This is a genomic window from Mucilaginibacter sp. (assembly GCF_965277465.1).
Classification (GTDB): Bacteria; Bacteroidota; Bacteroidia; order Sphingobacteriales; family Sphingobacteriaceae; genus Mucilaginibacter.
On record NZ_CBDICW010000002.1, the window covers coordinates 256,518 to 278,049 of the forward strand.

The following is a 21,532-nucleotide window of genomic DNA, read 5'->3' on the forward strand; positions in this document are numbered from 1 at the left end:
GTTAGCTGCCTAAAAAAATACGGCTATCCTTAGCTTGGCAAAAAATGGGGTACCGGCGGTAAAGCTCATTTGGTCAACCGGGGCGGCTTCACCTTTTAGCCTGCTTACTTCTTCGGCCTCAAACTCGTTCCATTTAGTATTCAGCAGGTTTTCTATGCTGATGCCGAACTCATACCTTTTTTGGGTGTAGTTTAACTTAAGGTCGGTTACAAAATAGCCGTCGGCTCTTAGGGTGTTGGTGTTGTTGCCAGGTCTGCTGTGCAGGTAGCGGTAGCTAAGGCCACCGTTTATGCCGTTATTGAGCTTAAAATCCAGTCCGCCGGTACTGGTAAATGTAGGGGCAAGGGCAAGGTAACCTGTATTTTTGGCACTATCAGCCAGGCGGGGCCTGGCAAGGTTCACGTTAAGATCAGCAAACAGCCAGTTAGCCAACTGGTACCTTACCGATACATCAACACCCATCCGGCGGGTTCTGCCGCCGGGTGCAATATCGCCATCATCGGTATAAACAAACTCCTGCTGCAGGTATAAATACCACAGCGCAGCATTGATGTATAAACGCGGAACAGGTTTCCAGTTAAGCCCCAGATCGGCACCGTAAGCGGCAGGCAGCACATCCAGCCCATTGTTGCCAATAACCGCAATGGCATTGTTTGAATGAAAACCCTTGCCAGCCTTTAAGTACAATTGCAAAGCAGCATTGGCCGTGTATTGGATATTAACCTTAGGGCTAACAACTGTTTTGTTTTTGGCCGAATCCTGAAAGTTAAAGTGGAAATAATCAAGCCTTGAACCTACGTTGAAAAGCCATTTACCACTCTCTAAAGTTTCATCCAAATAAACGCCGGTATTGTTTTGTTTAATGTCGCCGCGGGTAATATCATCCAAAAACTGGTATTGTTCGGTAACATGGCTGTAAGCCGTGCCATAAGTTTGATCAAACCTTGAACTTAAGCCAATTGACGACGTAAGTACAGCATTACCCAGATAATTTTTTTTGGTAAGCTTGCCGTTATAACCAAACATATCGCGCTCCTCGTGCTGCTGCCTTTCATCGCCGTTCAGGCTGTCTTCAGCAAAAAAGGTTGAGTTTACATGCAGATCGAATGTGTAATGGGTATAGTAAAGTTGGTTTTCGAGGGTAAGGTTGTTTTTTAAATCAGATGTTAGTTTTACAATGGCATTGGTGCGCGTGCTGCGGCCGCCCTGTGCGCTGTCGATAGTAGCAAAGCGGCCTATCTTTATTGGCGACTGTACCTGGTAGGGGTTGCCATTATCATCAATGGCATTGGTGCCGCTGGCAACTGCGCGCTCAGGAATCTCGCCCGAGGCTCTCCAGCTGGTTTTAAAGGTTGATGCGGTAACGCTGAGCTTATTATTAGCGCCTAACATGGTAGTAAATTTACCGAACAGGTTAAAGCGTTTATACCGTTCGCCAAAATCAAAAGGGCCATTGGTGTAATTATATTCGCCGGCTATGTAGGCATTGGTGCCGTTTTGTTTGGCTTTGGTGCTCAGCAGATCTATCATACCCATAATCCGGGCGGTTTTAAACTGGCCTGCTTCCAGGCTGATCATGCTTTTATCCAATGCATCCTTAGTGGTATAGTTAAGGTAGCCGGCTGTGGTGAAATCGCCTTTTTCGGTATAGTAAGGGCCTTTCCCGAAATCATAGGTCGATACGGTTTCAGGGATGAGGAAGTGCAGGTCCGCATAACCCTGCCCGTGGATGTGTGACGCCATATTAACCGGCAATCCATCTACCGAAACATTAAGATCAGTACCATGATCTGCATCAAAGCCGCGGATAAAGATCTGCTCGGCCTTGCCGCCACCCATGTGCTGGGCAATAAACAAGCCGGGAACCAGTCGCATCAGATCCTGGGATGAATTTACCGGGCGCAGGTTCAGATCGAGCGCACTCAGGGTATGGAACGAGCCGCTGTTTAGCGTAGGTGCTATGCGCACTTCCTGCAGGTTAATAGCCCCGCGGTCAAGTGTGATTAAGGTGCGTTTAATATTGCTTTCAACACGCAATTGTTTATCGGTATAGCCCATATAAGTTATGAGTAAGGTAGCGGTATCAACAGGTAATGAAAGCTGAAAGTTGCCGTACTTATCAGTCACGGTAGCTTTGTTAGCTATATGGGTACGGATGTTGGCATATTCAACAGGCTGGCGGGTAATGGCATCAATAACCTTACCCTTGTATATTTTTTGTGCGTAGCCGGCAGTTATCCCCAAAGTAAAAAGGATAAACATACCAGCAGCTTTTTTAAGCAGAGAATGCATTTTTATATGTTTTGCGTTCCGGTTTTTATAACCGGAACGATGTAAATAGAATAGTTTATGGTGTGGCGGTTTATTTATTGCTGTCGGTTTTATGGCGTAGAACCCACCCCTGCCACTACACGGGCTTGCTCGCGCTCCCTCCAGGGAGGGGAATTAACTAATGCTTATGGCCTTTAACAGAGCAAACGATAAAGTGCAATAAGAATCAGATGCTGTAATTAAACAGCAATAAAATTTTAAACAGCAAAAAATAAAATGGGTTATAACTATCCGAGCCGGGGCGGCTGGAAAATAGGGAGGTAAACCTTAGGCAAGGTAATGCGGCGTTCAGGTACCTGAATTACCTGCAATACCTGCGAGTAAAAACCTACTTCGGGCTTTTGTGTAAATAAAGCCTCCTGGAAAAGGTTTTTTTGCGATTGGCGCTCGTCGCTTCTCTCTTTTTCTTCTGCCTGTTTTATCTTCTTCATAAAATAACATTTGCCGTTACAGTGCAGCCAGGGTTTATTCCGGTTTTCACAAAGTTTGGTGGCAATGTAGTTTCGGTTGAGTTCAAAACCAGCATAAATAAACAGGCGCGAGAAGTTAGCAGAGACAATTGAAGCGATCAATAGCAGAACTGTGAACCTTTTGAGCATAATTGGTGCAAATGTAAAAACTGTTAATGGAGTTACAACAGTACTTACCACCGATTTTTAAAAAAGGTTGCTTTTAATAAGCTTGCGTTTTAAACAAAAAGGGCGTTTTATACATGATGCAGCCTGTATTGCTCATCGTATAAAACGCCCTTGATATCTTTAAATTAAATATTATTGATTGCTGCGCTTAAGCGTAAAATGCATTTTAGTGCCGTTAAAATCAACATTCATCCCGATAGAATCGGCAGCAGGGTAGTATTTACCAGTATGCGGAATGTCCTGCCCGTTTGATGAAACTTTAAAGCTCAGGTCATTACCGGTTAGCTTTCCATCAGTAATGTCTGCGGCACCTTGCGGCGAATCTGCCGAGCCTGTTATTTTATCACCATCAATTTTAAGGTTATAAGTTACCGGGATCTCATTACCATCGGGGGTTTTTAATGATCCGGTCCATTTGCCGGTTAAGTCGGCCACTACAGCCATGCAAACCATAAAGCAGCATACCAATGCCGTAGTTGTTAAGATTTTGATTTTCATTGTTTAGTTTTTTATAAGATATAGTAATTATACAAGTGTTACAACAAGCTTAAAATTAAGCTAAAAAACCCTGCCTTTATGGGGCAGGGTAATCGGTTTGGGTGGTATAGTGTTTTTAAATTATTTGGCTCTTTTAAGTACGGTATGTGTTTTTTGCCCACCAAAATCCACATCCATAGCTATTGAGTCCGCATAAACCTTACCTGTATGCGGGTAGTCATTGCCCTGTACCGTCACTTTAAAAGAGAAGGTATCATCTTTTATTTTACCATCATCAACGGTAACTGTTCCGCCGGGTGATGTAGCTTCGCCGGTAAGTTTTTCACCGTCAACTTTAAAGGTGTAAGAAACAGGCAGATCCTGCCCGTCGGGCGTGGTAATGCTTCCACTCCATTTACCAGTAATATCTGCTATAACAGCAAAACAAACCACAAAGCAGCACAGCAGTGCCGTAGTTGTAAAAAATCTTTTTTTCATAATTGGTGATCTTAATTCCCTAAAAATAAAGTTTTTATTAAATAAAAGTACTGTAGAGAATAAAATATTTTTTAAGCGGACAATTTGTTCATTAACCCTGCTCTTATATCCCGGTAGCGGGTGTTTTTCTATGGTATCCGGGTTAACGTAGCGTGCGATTTAATATCGCCCATACTAATATCAACCCCAACCGAATCGCCATAAAACTTACCGCTATGGTCAATTTCCATGTTATTTATCATCACATTAAAAGTAAAAGTGCTGCCTGTTATTTTACCGTCGTTAATGGGCAGTTCGCCTTTTGGTGTTTTTGCCGTGCCTGATAGCTCTGCGCCATTGATCTTAAAATGATAAAGCAGCGGATATTCATCACCCTGGTCGGTTTTAAGCGTGCCTGTCCACTTGCCGTTCAAATTTTCAACAGTTGCAAAGCCGGTTAAAAAGCAGCATAATAAAATTACGGTGGTAATAATTTTTGGAGTTTTCATAACTCAGATTTTTTATTTAAATTGATAACTTATGATGTTGTTACCTGTTGTTTTTCAATCATTAAAGGTAGAATTGGTATTAAATTTTATCATAAACAATATGTTAAGTTTGTTACCAATGCTTAATGGCGGCTTGTGTTTCTATTAACATAGCCGCCTTTACTAACATTTATATACCAATTATAATTTTATGTATTCAGTTACCCGTTACCTGTTGGTTTTTTGCTGCCTTTGTGCCTTTGGTACCTTACATGCCCAAACTTTTAACATAAAAGATTACGGCGCTGTAAACGATGGTAAAACAGTAAGCACCGCCGCTATTCAAAAAGCCGTTGATGCCTGTAACCAAAATGGCGGCGGCAGGGTATATGTGCCGGCGGGCGTATTTGTAACAGGTACCTTCCATTTAAAAAGCAATGTAAACCTGTACCTTGAAAGCGGCGCAGTATTACAGGGCAGTGCCGAGCTGAAAGATTATGAAAGCTATACCAAAGAAGGTTACGGCATTAATTACTACGGCATATTATATACCCTGAATGCCGAAAACGTTTCCATAACCGGGCCCGGAACAATTGACGGTAATAACAAAGTTTTTTTTGAGTTTGATAAGGCGAAGAAAATTGATGCCAACAGCGCCCGTTTTACCCGGCAAAAAGATAATTACCGTAAAGTAGATAACGGCATTGGCGATGGCCCGGTGGTGCCTAAAGACCGCCCAAGGCAAATGGTAATTTTTAGTAATTGTAAGCATGTACAGCTACGCGATATTTCTTTGTTAAACTCACCGTTCTGGACGCTGCACTTTGCCGATTGTGATGATGTAAGCGTTAACGGCATCTGTTTATGGAGCGGTTTATTGGTACCCAATGCCGATGGTATTGATGTAACCAGCTGCACCAATGTGATGATCACTAACTCCGATATTCGTGCTGGTGATGATGCGCTGGCCATTGTGGGTTATGACCATCATTTTGAGATCCCGGGGTTTAATGGCTTAAAGCATGTTTCAGAAAATATTATTGTTAGCAATTGTAACCTGCAATCGTACTCAAGCGGTATCCGCATTGGTTTTTTAGATCAGAACACGGTTCGCAACATCCACGTAAGTCATTGTAATATTACCAACTCAAGCAGGGGTATTGGCATTTTTTTGCGGGATGTGGGTTCGTTAGAGAATATCACCTTCAGCGATATGACCATTGAAACCAAATACCATACCGGCGATTGGTGGGGTAATGGCGAGCCTATCCATATTTCGGCTGTGAGGGGTAAAGCAGATGTAACGCTTGGCGTTATAAAAAATGTGGAGTTCAATAACATTACCTGTAAAGGCGAGAACGGTATTTTACTTTACGGATCAGACCAAAGCATTATCCGGGATGTGCGTTTTAACCATGTATCAATGGAGTTTACCAATAGCAAACTGAACGATGTTATGGGTGGCAATATTGACCTGCGTGGTTGTTTGGATGAGCGCGAACAATTGTTTGCTCATGATATTTCGGGCCTTTATGCGCACTATGTAAATGGCTTAACCCTTAATGATTTTAAACTAACCTGGGATAATACCATCAGCCAGCCATATATTACCAATGGCATAACGGTTGATAATTTCAAGAACCTTAAAATTGTAGATTACGAAGGAACGGCAGCACCTGCGAGTAAAAACGGTTATGCCATTATACTAAAAAATGGCGACGGTGTTAAAACCAACAGCAAGGCTACCATAAGTAAAGAGCAGGTTGAGGGGTTTGAGCGTTTTAAATAAACTTCACACTGGCAGTCCGGTTAAAGAGAACGACTGTCATCCTGAGGTGCTCTAAGGGTAAGTGCAGCGGGCTTTGCCCGCATGTTGGATATGTATTTCTTACACTATTCTACCCAATTAAAATCACCATTGCTGTTTAATAAGTTAAAATACAGTTAAAATTGGGTAATTATCCTTTATTATAAATTTTTATAGAACCGTACTTTTGATATACAGTAAGTTTACAATAAACAAGCTTGTTTTTAGGATTGCGATATACTTATAAAGGGGATATGATAAAGAACATCTTTTTACTGGCTATTACTTTTTGCAGTCTTTCTGCTTTTGCACAAAAGCAGGATTATCCTATTCAGCCCGTACCTTTTACCAGTGTAAAATTAACCGATCAGTTTTGGACCTCAAGGATCGAAACTAACCGTACTGCAACCATCCCGGCATCATTTGCCCGTTGCGAAAGTACAGGCCGTGTAAAAAACTTTACCATGGCCGCCGAGCATAAGGGTAAATTCTGCACCACCTATCCTTTTGACGATACCGATATTTATAAAACCATTGAGGGTGCTTCTTATTCATTAGCCGTACATCCTGATGCTAAATTATCAGCCTATATTGATTCACTGATCACTATTGTAGGTAAGGCGCAGGAGCCCGATGGTTATTTATACACCGCCCGCAGTATTGATCCTATTCACCCGCAATCATGGGCCGGCCCCGAGCGTTGGGTTAACGAATCAAAAATGAGTCACGAGCTTTACAATTGCGGCCATATGTACGAGGCTGCTGTTGCCCATTATATGGCAACAGGCAAACGCAATTTTCTTAATATCGCCATAAAAAATGCCGATCTGTTGGTGCGCACCTTTGGCCCGGCTAAAAGGCATGTTGCCCCCGGCCACGAAATTGTAGAGATGGGCCTGGTTAGGTTATACCGCGTTACCGGCAAAGCCGATTACCTGAGCCTGGCTAAATTTTTTATAGATCAGCGCGGCATTAAAAAGTATGATGCCAAAAGCAAAAACGTTTATGAGAATGGCACCTATTTTCAGGATAATATCCCGGTTATTGACCAGGACGAAGCCGAGGGCCATGCCGTACGCGCCATGTATCTTTATTCGGGGATGACAGATGTTGCGGCGCTTACAGGCGATACCGCTTACATAGCAGCTATTGATAAGATCTGGAACAATATGGTTACCAAAAAAATGTATGTGCAGGGCAGCATTGGTGCCGTTGGCGATGGTGAACGTTTCGGTGATAATTATGAGCTGCCAAATGCTACTGCTTATAATGAAACCTGCGCAGCTATAGGCAGCGTTTTCTGGAACCAGCGTATGTTTTTGCTGCATGGTGATGCTAAGTACATCGATGTAATGGAAAAAACCTTATACAATGGTTTAATATCGGGCGTGGCTTTAGATGGTAAGTCGTTTTTCTATACTAATGCCATGCAGGTAAGCAACAGCTTTTCGCACCCTGATCTTGAGCGCGGCCGTTCGGGTTGGTTTGAGTGTTCATGCTGCCCCACCAATGTGGCAAGGTTGCTGCCATCAATTCCCGGTTATATCTATGCGCAAAATGGCAATGATGTTTATATCAACCTGTTTATCAGTGGTACCGGAAATTTAATGGTGAATAAAAAAGCGCTTAAAATAACCCAGCAAAATAATTACCCCTGGGATGGCGGATTGACATTTACTATTGATCCCGCTTCGGCAATGGATATGAACCTGAAGATTCGCATCCCTGGATGGGCAAAAGATCAGGCTATCCCCTCAAACCTGTACAGCTATGAACAATCATCGGCACAAAAAATAACGATAAAAGTTAACGGCAAAGCTGTTGACTACCAAACGAAGAACGGTTATGCCGTTATCAGCAAAAAATGGAAAAAGAATGATAAGGTTGAGCTTACCCTGCCAATGGATGTGCAAAGGGTAGTTGCCAATACCAGCCTTGCTGATGATAATGGCAAAGTTGCCCTGCAGCGCGGCCCTATAATGTATTGCGCCGAGTGGGCCGATAACAATGGTATGGCTACCAATTTAATTGTGCCGAAGGGTACCGTTTTTACAACAACTTATGAGCCCGCATTGTTAAATGGTATAACAGTTTTAAAAGCTGAGGTAAAAAGTGTTAATATTGATGAAGCAGCACAAACCATAACCACCGAAAACAAAACAATGACTGCCATTCCTTATTATTCGTGGGCCAACCGCGGTAAGGGCGAAATGACGGTTTGGTTTCCGGAACAGGTTAAGTATGTGGAATTATTAACCAAATAACCATTTAACCAATGAAGAAGATTTTAATACTGACCTCCTTCGCTGCGGCCCTGTTTTGCAGGGCTTCGGCGCAGGAAATTACTATCAACAAAGGATGGAAGTTTTCTACCGGAGATTCAACGCAATGGGCATCACCAACTTATAACGATCACAACTGGAAACCTATTGATTTATCCTATAACTGGGAACGGCAGGGTTACCCCAGCTATGATGGCTTTGGCTGGTATAGGCTGCATGTGGTTATCCCATCATCATTAAAAGAAAAATCATTTCTGAAAGATAGCATCCGGATAGATCTGCACAATATTGATGATAACGATGAGCTTTATTTAAACGGAAAGCTGATTGCCAGATACGGCGGTAAAGGCGGTGATATTAAACAATCAAACTATGGCCCGCGCAGCTATGTAATAGCAGCCAATAACCCCGCCATTTTATGGGATAGAGAAAATGTACTGGCCGTACGCGTATTTGATACCGGCGGCGATGGCGGTATGTATGGCGATAAGTTCCAGATCAGCATGGCCGATATTATGGATCATGTAAACATCAATACCGATGCTGATTTTAGTTATGGCGATAATAACAGCCTGAATAAATCAATCAAACTATCGGCAGCGGGCAGCTATGATTATAAGGGTAAATTATCATTCACGGTAACTGATCCTGAAAACGGCACCGTGCTTTATGAAAAAACAAATGATGCTGATTTTTCAACAGGCAAACCGTTTACCTATACCTTCAATATAGCCAGGCTCGAAAAAAAATCATATAACATCAGCTATAAGTTTACAGAAGAAAAATCAGGAAGATCTGTCAGCAAATCAGAGGGTACACCTTATGTGCTTACGCCTTACCCAAGCCCTAAACCACGTATAAACGGGCCCGATGTTTATGGCGCGCGCCCCGGTCATCCGTTCTTATACTTAATCCCGGCTACGGGTAAAAAGCCGCTTACTTATTCGGCTGCGGGCTTGCCTGCCGGTTTAACGGTTGATGCAGGTACGGGTATTATTTCGGGTGTGGTAAGTCAAAAGGGAGAATATCCGGTAGTAATTACCGTACATAACAGCCTTGCTACTAAAACTAAAAAATTCACCATCAGCATAGGCGACAATATTGGTTTAACACCTGCATTAGGCTGGAACAGCTGGAACGCATGGGGCCTTACCGTTAACGATCAAAAGGTACGCACATCAGCCAAGGCATTTGCCGATAAACTGAGCGCACACGGCTGGAACTATATTAACATTGATGATGGATGGGAGGCAGCACAGCGCCAGCCAAACGGCGAGATAACGCCTAATGAGAAGTTTCCGGATATGAAGGGGCTTACTGATTATATCCACAGTATCGGTTTAAAAATGGGTATTTATTCATCGCCCGGCCCGCGTACCTGCGGCGGCTATTTAGGCAGCTGGCAGCACGAGGATCAGGATGCTAAAACGTATGGCGACTGGGGTATTGATTACTTAAAATACGACTGGTGTTCATACAGCGAGGTTACCGTTAAAACTCCTGCACTGGCCGACCTTAAAAAACCTTACGAAGTAATGCGTGCTTCGCTGGATAAAATTCCGCGCGATATTATGTTTAGCCTGTGTCAGTATGGCTGGGGCGATGTATGGAACTGGGGAGCCGAAGTTGGTGGTAACAGCTGGCGTACAACCGGCGATATTGAGGATACCTGGAAAAGTATGTCGGGCATTGGTTTTCACCAGATAGCCGAGGGGCCTCACGCACAACCCGGGCATTTTAATGATCCGGATATGTTGGTGGTTGGCAAAGTAGGCTGGGGCGATAACCAGCACAACAGCCGTTTAAGCCCTGATGAGCAATATACCCACATCAGCCTTTGGAGCTTATTATCAGCACCGCTATTAATTGGTTGCGATTTGGGCAAGCTGGACAGGTTTACTTTAGGTTTGCTTACCAATGATGAGGTTTTGGCCATAGATCAGGATGCTTTAGGCAAAGAAGCACGCCAGGCCGTTAAAAAAGACGAATACCAGGTTTGGATAAAAGATCTTGCCGACGGCGGCAAAGCTGTGGGCTTGTTCAATACATCAGATAAATACCAAACCATCACTCTTAACCGCGATGAAGATGGTTTAAAAGGCCTTACCAAAATCAGGGATGTATGGCAGCAAAAATATTTAATAACCAGTGGTAATACATACACCGTTAAAGTAGCGCCTCATGGGGTTATGTTAGTAAGGCTGAGTAAATAAAACCCGGCCTGTATAAAGAGAATTAAAAAGGATAAAAGGAATAAAAAACAACAATATGAGCGTAATTTGGAAAGGGGTTTTCCCGGCAGTAACCACAAAATTCAATGATAACGATGAAATGGATTTTGAAGCATTCGATAAAAATATCGAAGCACAATTAGAAGCAGGTGCCAAAGGTATCATCATCGGCGGTTCATTAGGCGAAGCCAGTGTATTAACTGAAGAGGAGAAGATTGAGCTGTTAAAACAAACAGTTAAAACAGTAAACAAGCGTGCTTACGTAATTTTTAACATCGCGGAGCAAACTACAAAAGGAGCCTTATTTTTTGCAGACTGTGCACTAAAATATGGTGCCGATGGCTTAATGATGCTGCCGCCTTTACGTTACCTTGCCGATAAGGACGAAACCATACAATACTTTGCTACAGTTGCAAAAAGTACACCGCTTCCTATCATGATCTACAATAACCCGCACGATTACAAAATCGAGGTTACGTTAGATATGTTTGAAGAACTTTCAAAATATGATAACATCCAGGCGGTAAAAGAATCAACCCGCGATGTAAGCAACGTAACCCGTATGATCAACCGTTTTGGCGACAGGTTTAAGCTTTTATGTGGTGTGGACACCCTGGCTTTAGAGAGCATATTTATGGGTGCCGATGGTTGGGTAGCCGGTTTGGTTGATGCTTTCCCACGGGAAACTGTAGCCATCTTTAACCTGGCTAAACAAGGCCGCCACCAGGAAGCTTTGACTATTTACCGTTGGTTTTTACCTGTGCTTGAGCTGGATATTCATCCTAAATTGGTACAGTACATAAAACTGGCCGAGGTTGCTACTGGCTTAGGTACCGAAAACGTAAGGCAGCCACGTTTACCATTGGTAGGCGAGGAGCGCAAAAGAGTTTTAGCTATCATTAATAATGCCGTAGCTAACCGCCCCGAACTGCCTGCCGGTAGCTGGGGTATTGAAGCAGAAGTAGCTGTTAATTAGTAATAAGCTATTGTTACTTTGACTGATGGGATTTGCAATCCAATTGCAGGGCGCTTAATATTTCCATATCAGCCAAAGTTATTACGGGCGGCAGTGCAATAACACTACCGCCCGTTAAGGCGTTAATGCCTGAACAAAAAATGTAGGCTCAAAGGCTTATATTAAAACATTAGGAGCATATTGATCAGTAAATATGAACACAAGAAATTTAATAGGGTACAGTTATTTGCCCGAATTAGGCAATAAATTTAATGCCGTTGATCCTGCCTTGGGCGTTGATCTTCCCGGCGATTTTTATGCCGCCAGTTTATCCGAAGCGGATGCAGCAGTTAACCTTGCTGATAAAGCTTTTGCCGTTTACCGCAATATTGGTAAAACTAAAAAAGCAGCCTTTTTGCGCAGCATAGCCGATGAGATAATTGCCATTGGCGATACCCTGATTGAGCGAGCTATGAGCGAAAGCGGCCTGCCGGCACCCCGCCTGCAGGGCGAACGCGGACGTACAACCAACCAGCTTTATATGTTTGCCGATCTGTTGGACGAAGGATCATGGGTTGAGGCAATTGTTGATACCGCAATGCCTGATCGTAAACCTTTACCAAGGGCCGATATTCGTAAAATGATGGTACCGATTGGTCCGGCTGTAGTTTTTGGTGCAAGCAACTTCCCAATGGCATTTTCTGTGGCTGGCGGCGATACTGCTGCGGCCCTTGCTTCCGGTTGCCCGGTTATTGTTAAAGCGCATCCCGCACATCCGGGTACCAGCGCTTTGGTAGCCGAAGCCATTAAAAAAGCTGCTGAAAAAAATGATATTCCCGAAGGTGTTTTTTCTATTTTGTACGATAACGGCTATGCCGTCGGCGAAGCATTGGTTAAGCATCCCAAAACCAAAATAGTAACTTTTACAGGGTCGCTAAAAGGTGGTATGGCGCTGCTGAAAATGGCGCGCGAGCGTGATGAACCTATCCCGGTATTTGCCGAAATGGGCAGCATTAACCCGGTATTATTAATGCCACAGGCATTAGAGAACCGTGCCGAAGAACTGGCCAAAACCTATACCGATTCCATCACCATGAGTGCTGGTCAGTTTTGTACCAATCCAGGGTTATTATTAGCAGTAAAAAGCGCCGGTTTAGATAGATTTAAGCAAACACTTGCCGAGGGTATTGCCAATATAAACTCTGCCACTATGCTTACACCGGGCATCTGTGCCAACTTTGATAAATTATCAAAAGGTATGCTTGCATCTCCCAATGTTTCTATAATAGGTCATTCTGATAAATTGAATGCCGAAAAAGTAAACCAGGGTGTGGCCATAGTAACAGAAATTACGGCAGCGGCATTTTTAGCTGACGAAAAATATAAAGAAGAAGTATTTGGTCCGTACTCAATGTTAGTTGTTGCCGATGATATGGCGCAATTAGAACAGGTAATTGATTCACTACATGGTCAGTTAACGGCAACTGTAATGGCCGAAAAGGAAGAACTTGCGGCTTATAAAAACATTACCGATAAGCTGGCTAATTTAGCTGGCAGGGTAATATTAAATAACCCGCCAACAGGTGTTGAAGTTGGTAATGCCATACAACATGGCGGCCCTTTCCCTTCAACATCCGATAGCCGTTTTACATCAGTAGGTACCTCATCAATCAAACGTTTTGTAAGGCCTGTTTGCTGGCAAAACTGGAGCGATGATTTATTGCCTGATGAATTGAAAACCGGCAACCCGCTAAATATATGGCGCTTGTTTAATAATGAATGGACTAAATAGACATTGGTTATTGGGCATTTTAAATATTAAATGCCCAATCCCTAATGTCATAATGACTAAAAAATCCAATGACAAAAACTTTTTTCTGCATAGATGCGCATACCTGCGGCAACCCGGTTAGGTTGGTAGCCGGTGGCGGCCCAAACCTGGAGGGGAATAACATGAGCGAGAAGCGCCAGCATTTTCTGAAAGAATATGACTGGATCCGCAAGGGGTTGATGTTTGAGCCACGCGGGCACGATATGATGTCGGGCAGTATCCTTTATCCGCCTCATGATCCGGCAAATGACGTAGCTGTTTTGTTTATTGAAACCAGCGGTTGCCTGCCAATGTGCGGGCACGGAACCATAGGCACCATTACCATTGCTGTTGAAGAAGGCCTGATCATCCCAAAAACTCCGGGCATTATCCGCATGGAAGCCCCTGCCGGTTTAGTACTGATTGAATATAAACAGGAGGGAAGCAAAGTTAAATCGGTAAAGCTTACCAACGTTGCCTCATACCTTGCTGCCGAAAATTTAGAGGTTGAATGCCCCGACCTGGGGATGTTAACCATTGATGTAAGCTATGGCGGTAACTATTATGCCATTGTTGATCCGCAGCCAAACTTTAAAGGCCTGGAAAATTACACTGCCGATCAGCTGATTTCATGGAGCCGTGTTTTAAGGCAAAGGATAAATGAGAAATATACCTTTGTTCATCCGCAAAATCCAACCATTAATGGCTGCTCGCATATTTTATGGGCAGGTAAAACCATATCGCCCGAAGCTACTGCCCGCAACGCAGTTTTTTATGGCGATAAAGCAATTGACCGTTCACCATGCGGTACCGGTACATCGGCCCGTATGGCGCAGTGGCATGCAAAAGGCAAACTGAAAAAAGGCGATAAGTTTATCCACGAAAGTATCATTGGCAGCCAGTTTATTGGTACTGTTGAAGACGAAGTGATGATAGGCGACCAGCCGGCTATAATACCCGGTATTGAAGGCTGGGCAAGGGTTTATGGTTACAATACCATCAAAATAGATGATGAGGATCCGTATGCTTATGGTTTCCAGGTAATATAAAAAAATGAACCTCCTTTTTGGAGCTATTGAAATTAGATAATGAGTAAAGCAATTATAATTGGCGGTGGTGTTATAGGTTTGTTTTCGGCCTACTACCTGCATAAATCAGGTTGGGAAGTTGATATACTGGAGCAAGGCGATCTGGCCGATAATTGCTCGTATGGTAATTTAGGTATGGTTACGCCAAGCCACTTTGTACCGCTGGCATCGCCGGGTATTATTGAGCAGGGTATCCGCTGGATGTTTGATAGTAAAAGCCCCTTTTATGTAAAACCATCATTAAGTAAAGACTTAATTGGCTGGGGGTTAAAATTTATGAAAAGCGCCACCAAAAAGCATGTAGAGCGCTCCGCCGGAGGCTTAGCGGATATATCGTTATTCAGCAAAAGCTTGTACCACGAGTTTGAAAAAGAATCGGGGATTGATTTTGGCTTACAGGATAAAGGGATCCTGATGCTGTTTAAATCGCCGCATGTGGAGGAAGAGGAAATTCACATGGCCGAAAAAGCCGCTACTCTCGGATTAGATGCCCAATACCTGAGCCCTGCGGAAACCCGCAAACTGCAACCGGATATAGAACTGGATATTTTAGGGTCGGTACATTATCGTTGTGATTCGCACATGTCGCCCAATAAACTGATGGCGGGCTTAATAAAATACCTTGAAACGGCGGGTGTTAAAATTCACCGCAATACAGAGGTGCTTAAGATCAATCAAAACGGCGGTAAGGTAACTTCGGTAAGTACGAAAGATAAAGAGTATACAGGCGATACCTATTTAATAGCGGGGGGCTCATGGTCGCCGGCTATAGCTAAAATGGTTGGCTTAAATGTGCCGTTGATGCCGGGTAAAGGTTATTCATTTATGGTAAATGATCCTGCTAAGCCGATGACGGTTCCATCTATACTTTGCGAAGCAAGGGTTGCCATTACCCCCATGAATGACGGAATCCGCTTTGGTGGCACGATGGAGATCGGCAAGATCAATAAACAGGTAAACATGAACCGGGTTAAAGGTATTGTTGAATCGGTACCCAAATATTTCCCTGATTTTAAGTTGCCATTACCCGCACAAAAAGATGTATGGTTCGGCTTTCGCCCATGCTCGCCGGATGGTTTGCCTTATATTGGTTTAACTGGTAAGTATAAAAACCTGGCCATTGCAACCGGTCATGCTATGATAGGCCTGGGACTTGGCCCTGCAACAGGCAAACTGATAGCTGATGCCTTTAACGGCGAAAAACCTGCTATTGAAGCCAGCTTATTTGCGGCAGACAGGTATCAATAAAATATTGCTGTTTTATACAAAGCAATCTTATAAATTATATGGCAGGCTATTAAGTTTGTGTAATATGTTTAATGGTTGCTTTGTTTGTTTTAATTGTTTTTGATTGATGCCGATGGTTGATCCCCTTTCAACCCTGTTAACAAGTTTCTGCGTAGCTAACTCAATCAACCAAAATTCATTATAATTGCTTTATGAAAGTACTGCCTTTTACCATTCCTGTACCACATGATCATTCAATCATTGTGCAGGAAGAAGTATTGCCGCACTTTTATACTTATCTGCACCGCCATGCCGAGATCCAGATCACCTGGATAAAAACAGGCGAGGGGACATTATTAGCAGGCAACAGCATGCACGCTTTTAGGGATGGTGAAATTTATGTGCTGGGTGCTAACCTGCCCCACCTGTTTAAAAGCGACCCGGTATACTTTCAGCAGGATAATGATAAGGATGTGCAAACGGTTACTATATTTTTTAACCCGACTGGTAAATTATCCGCCCTGTTTGGCCTGCCCGAGATGAAAACCGTTAGTGCCTTTATTACCCAGATGCAAAGCGGGTTTAAAATACCTGATAGCCTGTACCTGGATATTGTGAAACGTATAGAAACCATACAGCAAGCCAGCGGTGCAGAGCAGCTTTATACTTTTATTGAGCTGCTTAACGTAATGAGCAGCAATAATGAGCTGCAGCCATTATCATCAGGCAGCTATGCGTTTTCTATGACCGACCCTGAAGGGATGCGTATAGCCAATGTATATAACTATATAATGCAGAACTACAGCAGCGCTCTTACGCTTGATGATGTAGCCATGCAGGCGCACCTTACTCCAACCGCTTTTTGCCGTTATTTTAAAAAGCACACCCGGCATACCTTTGTTAATTTTGTGAATAAGGTGCGCGTAAATGAAGCCTGCAAAATGCTGGTGAATGGTTCGGCAAAAAGTATAGCTACCATTGCTTACAGCTGCGGCTTTAACAGCATTACCAATTTTAATTACGTGTTTAAAAGCATAACAGGCGTTTCCCCGCGCGATTATGTGAACAGTTATTCAAACACGATCGAATAGATAAGCAGTAATACATTGCCACGTATAGGCATCCCTCTATCAGGGAATTTTATAATAATATATCGGTGCAAAAACACCCTCGCTGGTGGTATAGTAGCCTGTTCCATCTGGCGTAAATCCTATGGCTTCGCCTTGTTTTTCTTGCAGATAAGGGAGTTCTTTTGGTGTATTTAACATAGTTTTCCAAACAGGCTCATTACCTTCACGTTTCCAGTAATAAACCTTGGTATAGCTTTTTAATAGTACCTGCCGGCCATCTTTTGATATATCGCCTGCGGTTATCCATTTAAATAACTTGTACCCTTTAAAAAACAGCTTGCAGCGTTTGGTCATTACAACGGTGTCGTTCGTTTTATAATCCAAAGGTGATGTATATACGGTTACGGAATCCTGCCTTTTACTTACAACATATAAAAGCCTTTCAATAGTGTCAAGCATTAGGGTTTCGGCATCTCTTGGCCCGTCAGGATATTTTAAGTGTATAGGTGCGGCCTCAGCTTTTGATAACGGTGTGTTTGCCCAATCCGTTTTTTCTTCCATACGGTAAACCGTTAAATACGGTCTGTCGGCAGCATTATCGCCAATGTCGCCCAAATACACATAGCTTTTTGAATTAACAGGGCCCGGTCCAACGGCAATGTCTTCACAATCGTGTACGCCCAGTTTTTCCTTTTTGTCACCCTTAAAATAGATGGTTGATTTTAAGGTACCGTCAGGTGTTATCGCAAAAAAGCGACTTGTATCGCCGCTGTCATTATGTACATAGTATAAGTCGTTGTTAATGCCCGACGCCGCAATTCCTGAAATTTCATTCATTTGCTTAGTGCTCAGCATGCCCACTTTATCAAACTCCTTGCTCAGCATCCTGTGGCGGCCATAAGCACCCACAAACAGGATCACCACTAACGGTACCAGTATCTTTATTTTTGCAGCGCGGCTCATAGCTAATTATACGTAAACAGCATTATAATGTTAATAACGCAAAGAAACGTTTTTAGTGTGAAGATTTTATTAAGGATGACTTTGCACCACAGTTAAAATAAAATCAGAAAGAAATTAGCTTGAATTAATCTTTCCAGAAGAGCGTGTTTGGGTGAAAATGTTTCCAGGAGTGCCAGTATTCCTGGTAGGCCTGGATCTTATTAAGCTGGCTGCCCTTTAGTGTACCGGCTGTTGAAAGGCCATCCCAGTTCCATACCGAGGCTGTTTCCTGGTCGGTAATAGTGCCGGCGGTATCTAACTTAAAGTGTAATGCTTTACCTTTTACTGTGCTGTTAAAAGCATGGTAAGTAAGGCTGTCATGTTCTAAGGCAATTAATAGCGGGGTATGGTTTACCTGGTCATTTACCAGTCGTTTTTTATCAAGCTGCCTCCAGTCGTAAGCCTTTGCCTGCCCGTTAATTATTATACCAACCATCCAGCTTTTTCTAACCAGCGAATCTTTGTTCTTTAAAACGCTGTCTTTATCTACCGATTGCAAGCGGTCGTAATTTTTAAGGTCATTATAATCGCTTAAATAATGCACATCCGGCTGTAAAATAAGCGATGCCGGGTGTTTGTTTAGCCATGCACCCAAAGTTGATTGTTCATAAGGCAGCTCGGCTAAATGTTCGCCTTTAAGTTCGCCAACGGCGGCATTGCCAGTGGCCTGGTACCACCATGTTTTTGTGGCGGCATCTTCTATAATAGCATTGTAGTGCCTGGCACCCACCAGCCTGAAGTTTTGCCTTTTTCCATTTACCACCGGGCTGTAAACCCTACCCGTACGGCACATGGTGCAATAAGTTACCAATACTGGTTCATTACCCACGTTGTCCTGTATTTTATGGTGATAGCCTAAGTATACAAGCGGGTAAGCCTTGGCAATACCATTATTTACAACGCCGATAACCACCATGCTTTCGGGCACTTTATTGTAAATAGCATTGCTGAATTTTATGGTTTGCGGCTCTTCAAACATGCTTTCGGCTTTAAACATCACATCAGTAAAGTAAAAGCTTACCAGGCAAAGCACAAATACCAATAGCTTGGCTATTTTGCCAGTAATTGAATTTTTGAGCAGATATTTAAAAAAGTAATAAATAACTATAATAGCACCAATTATACGTAAAGGCATCACCAATTTTTCAAGATAGTAACATACCGTGATGGCATTAAGATCCTGGCTACCTGGAAAAGGCATCAGCAGGTAAGCATGGATCAAGCCAGGAACAACTAACAAAAAAATACCCGCCCAAAATATGGAAGGTTTGGTTTGTGCCTTCATTTAATTTAGAATGTAAAAATTGGTTATAAAAGGTTTTAATCTATTAAAAATTAAATATAGGTAATAGCACTGATAATTTCCTATTCAGATAAATTGTATTTAAAGCTATTATAAGATAGAGGGGAAGTAGGGCTATCCTTTTTAGGTAGAAAAGAAGGGATATAAAAGCAAAATAGTTTAGCACATAATTGTAAAAACAACCTGATGCTAAACTATATTAAAGTATTTTGAAGCGGAACGTAACCGGATTAATGGATGCCCTTACGAACTAATTTTTGAAAAGGTACCCTGATTATATTCACAAATCTGCCGTTAACGTTTTCGTCCATATGGGTATCAATACCAAATACGGTTTCCTCACGGTCAAGCTCACAAAAGGTGCCAAACAGCCTGTCCCAAACGCTTAATACGTCGCCATAATTACAATCGGTATAAGGTAACTGGTAGTGGTGATGTACATGATGCAGGTTTGGTGTAATAAATAACCAGCCCAGTATTTTATTTGCCCGTGGCGATAGCCTGAACTCGGTATGTGCAGATATATTGGCAATTGTTTGAAAAGTTTGCCTTAATATAAGCACGCCGATTGCAGGGCCCAATAAAAACGTCCAAAGCATTAAGCAACATGTACGTACACAGGTTTCGCCCGGATGCTCCCTTACTGTAGTTGATACATCAACTTTCAGGTCGCTGTGGTGCACCAGGTGAAATTTCCAAAGCGGATCGATTTTGTGCATGGTTACATGGTAAGCATATTCGCAAAAATCAAGCAGGAAAAACAAGCTGATGTAATAAACCCAGGGATTGGTATGGTACGGGATAAAGTAAATTAACCCCCAATGATGTGCATTGGCCCATATTGAAATAACTACTATAAAACCGGTTAAAAATAGCTGGATAGGCAGGGCTGTAAAAATAAACATTGCATTAACTGCTGTATGTTTCCATTTGTTTTTTACACCATTAAGCGAAACCATAGTTTCAGCAAACCATAAAGATGCAATTACTCCGGCGTATAAAATTAGCTGGGTTACATCCTCATGCTTAGAAAAAAAATCACGCAATTCTGACATAGGGGAGTTACTTAAAATTTGATCAGTTAACGTAAATATTATTTGTTGTTTTAAATATAATACTGTTTTTAAACTTTTGCAAGTTCCATTTCCACATCGGGTTTTGAAACATCGGTAAGGGCAACTTTACCACGTTCTTTCCTTAATATCCTGTTAAACAGTGATATTTCGCGGTCAAAAAGAAATTGAAAAAACAACTTGGTCCATGAGGTATGATAGTAAAGTGTATCATAATACTCGGGTGCAGTTTTTCTTATTAATGGTAATTTATTCCATGGGATAGACGGGAAATCATGGTGCTCATTATGAAAGCCCACATTAAACGCAACTGTGTTTAAAGGGCCATAATAGCTGTAAGTTTCCTGTTCAACACTGTGGGTAAGGTAATGCTCCTGTATCCAACGGGCGCCAAGCGGATGTAAGCCAACCGAAAAAGAGAAGCTTAACAATAAAAATGTTACGGAATGCCATCCCATAAAGTACCATATTGCAGTGGTAAAGGCGGCCTGCAGCAAAAAGTTAGTGATGATCCAGCCATCAATAGGGTGGATCTCTTTTAATCTTGATAAACGGAAGATCTGAAATACCGGGAAGAATAATAACCACAGTGCTTTTCCGAAAAATGAATTGCTGATCAGTTTTGCTTCCCATTTGTTGGGTAAATCAGCATCAAGCTCATGCACACCTTGAAACGAGTGGTGCTTAATATGATATTTTTCAAATGATATAGCGCTTGGCAATATTTGCGGCAGGTTGGCAAACATGGATGCCCAGCGGTTAGCATTACGATTTTTGAATAATAACTGGTGCGTACACTCGTGTATCATTACAAATAAAGCATGATCGGCAAAGGCACCTAAAAGGTAGGCTGCTCCCACAACATACCACCATGATTGATCGGCTAAAAACCAGGCCAAAACTACCTGAAATGATACCAAACCAATAATAGCAAATATGGTTAACGGGTTTTTCCCAATTAATTGTCTTAACTGAGGGAATTGTTTGAGGATTTTTTTGGTCCTTATCCGGTGAGGCTCAGACTCTTGCGAATAAACGAAATCGGTTCTTTTTATCATTAGTTTGCATTAGGTGCATCAATGGGTAAATATAACGATATGATGCTTAAATATAATTTTATTGTAAATTTTAATTCAGTAAAATGTAAATATTACATTCTGAACTACATAAACTCTACTTAACGCTAAATTATTATCATTAAAGTAAATTATAAAACAGCTTCGCAGAGCTGATAGGAATAAAATTTTACCTCAATGTATTGAATTGTTTGTTG

General features: G+C 42.4%; 17 protein-coding genes. 8 read left to right on the forward strand and 9 right to left on the reverse strand.

What is annotated here, in order from left to right; translation table 11 throughout:
- Positions 1–9: 9 nt before the first annotated feature.
- From ACQY4U_RS13475 to ACQY4U_RS13495, 5 genes are all read right to left on the reverse strand, one after another.
- The gene (locus tag ACQY4U_RS13475) at positions 10–2,292 is read right to left on the reverse strand and encodes a TonB-dependent receptor (protein ID WP_428329957.1); all 2,283 of its coding nucleotides are present in this window, start codon (positions 2,290–2,292) and stop codon (positions 10–12) included.
- 266 nt (positions 2,293–2,558) lie between these two features.
- On the reverse strand, positions 2,559–2,930 hold the full coding sequence (locus tag ACQY4U_RS13480) for a hypothetical protein (protein ID WP_428329958.1): 372 nt from the start codon (positions 2,928–2,930) through the stop codon (positions 2,559–2,561).
- Positions 2,931–3,101: 171 nt separating this feature from the next.
- Entirely contained in the window at positions 3,102–3,467 is a 366-nt protein-coding gene (locus ACQY4U_RS13485; RefSeq protein ID WP_428329959.1) for a hypothetical protein, read from the reverse strand.
- A 120-nt stretch (positions 3,468–3,587) separates the two neighbouring features.
- A complete protein-coding gene (locus tag ACQY4U_RS13490) occupies positions 3,588–3,944 on the reverse strand; it encodes a hypothetical protein (RefSeq protein WP_428329960.1) in 357 nt (118 codons plus the stop codon).
- Positions 3,945–4,072: 128 nt separating this feature from the next.
- The gene (locus ACQY4U_RS13495; RefSeq protein ID WP_428329961.1) at positions 4,073–4,432 is read right to left on the reverse strand and encodes a hypothetical protein; all 360 of its coding nucleotides are present in this window, start codon (positions 4,430–4,432) and stop codon (positions 4,073–4,075) included.
- A gap of 190 nt (positions 4,433–4,622) precedes the next feature.
- Here ACQY4U_RS13495 and ACQY4U_RS13500 point away from each other — a divergent pair, with 190 nt between their 5' ends.
- From ACQY4U_RS13500 to ACQY4U_RS13535, 8 genes are all read left to right on the forward strand, one after another.
- Positions 4,623–6,200 (forward strand): glycoside hydrolase family 28 protein, encoded by a 1,578-nt coding sequence (locus ACQY4U_RS13500; protein WP_428329962.1) that lies wholly within the window; start codon positions 4,623–4,625, stop codon positions 6,198–6,200.
- 272 nt (positions 6,201–6,472) lie between these two features.
- Entirely contained in the window at positions 6,473–8,482 is a 2,010-nt protein-coding gene (locus ACQY4U_RS13505) for a glycoside hydrolase family 127 protein (RefSeq protein WP_428329963.1), read from the forward strand.
- Positions 8,483–8,493: 11 nt separating this feature from the next.
- Positions 8,494–10,713, forward strand: coding sequence for a putative Ig domain-containing protein (locus tag ACQY4U_RS13510; protein WP_428329964.1), 2,220 nt, complete (start codon positions 8,494–8,496; stop codon positions 10,711–10,713).
- Between the two features lie 55 nt (positions 10,714–10,768).
- The gene (locus tag ACQY4U_RS13515) at positions 10,769–11,707 is read left to right on the forward strand and encodes a dihydrodipicolinate synthase family protein (protein ID WP_428329965.1); all 939 of its coding nucleotides are present in this window, start codon (positions 10,769–10,771) and stop codon (positions 11,705–11,707) included.
- A gap of 193 nt (positions 11,708–11,900) precedes the next feature.
- Positions 11,901–13,478, forward strand: coding sequence for an aldehyde dehydrogenase (NADP(+)) (locus ACQY4U_RS13520; RefSeq protein ID WP_428329966.1), 1,578 nt, complete (start codon positions 11,901–11,903; stop codon positions 13,476–13,478).
- A 68-nt stretch (positions 13,479–13,546) separates the two neighbouring features.
- Positions 13,547–14,545: a 4-hydroxyproline epimerase gene (locus ACQY4U_RS13525; RefSeq protein WP_428329967.1), complete on the forward strand. Its 999-nt coding sequence runs from the start codon at positions 13,547–13,549 to the stop codon at positions 14,543–14,545.
- A gap of 39 nt (positions 14,546–14,584) precedes the next feature.
- Entirely contained in the window at positions 14,585–15,832 is a 1,248-nt protein-coding gene (locus ACQY4U_RS13530) for an NAD(P)/FAD-dependent oxidoreductase (RefSeq protein ID WP_428329968.1), read from the forward strand.
- A gap of 191 nt (positions 15,833–16,023) precedes the next feature.
- A complete protein-coding gene (locus ACQY4U_RS13535) occupies positions 16,024–16,902 on the forward strand; it encodes an AraC family transcriptional regulator (protein WP_428329969.1) in 879 nt (292 codons plus the stop codon).
- 39 nt (positions 16,903–16,941) lie between these two features.
- On the opposite strand, the gene ACQY4U_RS13540 is transcribed toward ACQY4U_RS13535, so the two are convergent.
- The 4 genes from ACQY4U_RS13540 to ACQY4U_RS13555 all read right to left on the reverse strand — a co-directional run bounded on the left by ACQY4U_RS13540 (position 16,942) and on the right by ACQY4U_RS13555 (position 21,317).
- Positions 16,942–17,844 (reverse strand): hypothetical protein, encoded by a 903-nt coding sequence (locus tag ACQY4U_RS13540; RefSeq protein ID WP_428329970.1) that lies wholly within the window; start codon positions 17,842–17,844, stop codon positions 16,942–16,944.
- 124 nt (positions 17,845–17,968) lie between these two features.
- Positions 17,969–19,168 carry a DUF3179 domain-containing (seleno)protein gene (locus ACQY4U_RS13545; protein WP_428329971.1) on the reverse strand — a complete coding sequence of 400 codons (1,200 nt, stop codon included), beginning with the start codon at positions 19,166–19,168 and terminating at the stop codon, positions 17,969–17,971.
- A gap of 248 nt (positions 19,169–19,416) precedes the next feature.
- Positions 19,417–20,241, reverse strand: a complete 825-nt coding sequence (locus ACQY4U_RS13550) for a sterol desaturase family protein (protein WP_428329972.1) — start codon at positions 20,239–20,241, stop codon at positions 19,417–19,419.
- 68 nt (positions 20,242–20,309) lie between these two features.
- The gene (locus ACQY4U_RS13555) at positions 20,310–21,317 is read right to left on the reverse strand and encodes a fatty acid desaturase (protein WP_428329973.1); all 1,008 of its coding nucleotides are present in this window, start codon (positions 21,315–21,317) and stop codon (positions 20,310–20,312) included.
- Between the last annotated feature and the right edge of the window lie 215 nt (positions 21,318–21,532).